Genomic DNA, 1,361 nt, shown 5'->3' with positions numbered 1-1,361 from the left:
GGCGTTGTAGCGGTGGCCGGTCAAGAAAATGAAATCACAAAGGCCGATGTCCGCCGCGTTATCGACGCAGCAAAGGCGGTCGCGCTTCCCATAGACCGGGAGATTCTGCACATCCTGCCGCAAGAATTCACCGTCGACGAACAACACGGGATTAAAGACCCTGTAGGTATGTCCGGAGTTCGGCTGGAAGCCGAAGCCCACATTGTAACCGGCGCCATAACTTCAGCTCAAAACATCTACCGCAGTATCTCCAGGGCGGACATTCAGGTTATGGACCTTGTGCTTGAGCCGCTGGCATCCAGTTACGCGGTGCTCGGAGAGGACGAGAAAGAGCTAGGAGTTGTCGTAATGGATCTAGGTGGCGGTACAACAGACATCGCCATGTTCTTTGAAGGATGCATCCGCCACACAAGCGTGGTCGGCTTGGGCGGTCGCAACGTCACAAACGATATTGCCATCGGACTACGAACGCCGGTGGAGCAAGCCGAACAAATTAAAATCCAACATGGTTCGGCCATTCACAATAAAGACGAACGTGACCTGATTATCGAAGTCCCTGATGTTGGAGGCAGGCCGCCGCGCAAAATCTCCAAGACTTATCTGGTGGATATCGTGCAGCCTCGGATGGAAGAGATTCTCAGCCTGGCCAATCAGGAGATAAAAAAATCCAACTACGTCCATCTCATGACTGCTGGCCTCGTACTGACGGGCGGCGGTTCTCTTTTACATGGCACGGTTGAGTTGGCAGAGCAGATTTTCGACATGCCAGTCAAGTTGGGCGTGCCCGAACGATTTATCGGCTTTACGGATCTTGTCAAAAGTCCGATTCATGCAACAGGCGTCGGCCTGGTGCACTATGGAATGCACCACCGCTTCCAATCAAATGATCTGCTGGGAGACAGTGAACATGGACTCTTCAACTGGGTCATCGGACGAATGCGACGTTGGTTTAATGGAGTCCACAAATACGTCAATTAGAACTTCGAGCCCACGGAGGATCCGCTGTCCGTGACGATCGGGTTGGAAAAGCACGGCCAAATCCGTATGGGTCGTAAGTTAACAGAAAATCCTAATTGTCCTGAATTGCAGGACGTGCAAGGAAAACCGTCTTGGTTGTTTAAGTCTCATCAACCTAAATGAGGAGCGTGATATGGATTTTAAATTTGCATTCGACGAAACACTACAGACCTCGGCAAAGATGAAAGTGGTTGGCGTTGGAGGTGCTGGCGGCAATGCCATCAACCGAATGATCGAAGCAAACCTTACCGGGGTCGAATTCGTTGCCTTGAATACCGACCTGCAAGCGCTTAACATGTGCAAGGCCAACTGTCGTGTTCAGATTGGGTGCTCTCTGACAAAAG

At 51.4% G+C, this 1,361-nt stretch carries 2 protein-coding genes; both read left to right on the top strand.

Annotated features, from left to right (window positions below; translation table 11 throughout):
* Positions 1-978, top strand: a 978-nt coding sequence (gene ftsA, locus MJD61_14575; protein ID MCG8556496.1) for a cell division protein FtsA, incomplete at its 5' end; no start/stop codon positions are given.
* A 172-nt stretch (positions 979-1,150) separates the two neighbouring features.
* Positions 1,151-1,361 (top strand): cell division protein FtsZ (locus tag MJD61_14570; protein MCG8556495.1); only part of this gene is annotated, 211 nt, incomplete at its 3' end.

Source organism: Pseudomonadota bacterium (assembly GCA_022361155.1).
Lineage (GTDB): Bacteria > Myxococcota_A > Polyangia > Polyangiales > JAKSBK01 > JAKSBK01.
The sequence above is the reverse complement of the archived record's forward strand: the minus strand, read 5'-3'. Positions and strand labels throughout refer to the sequence as shown.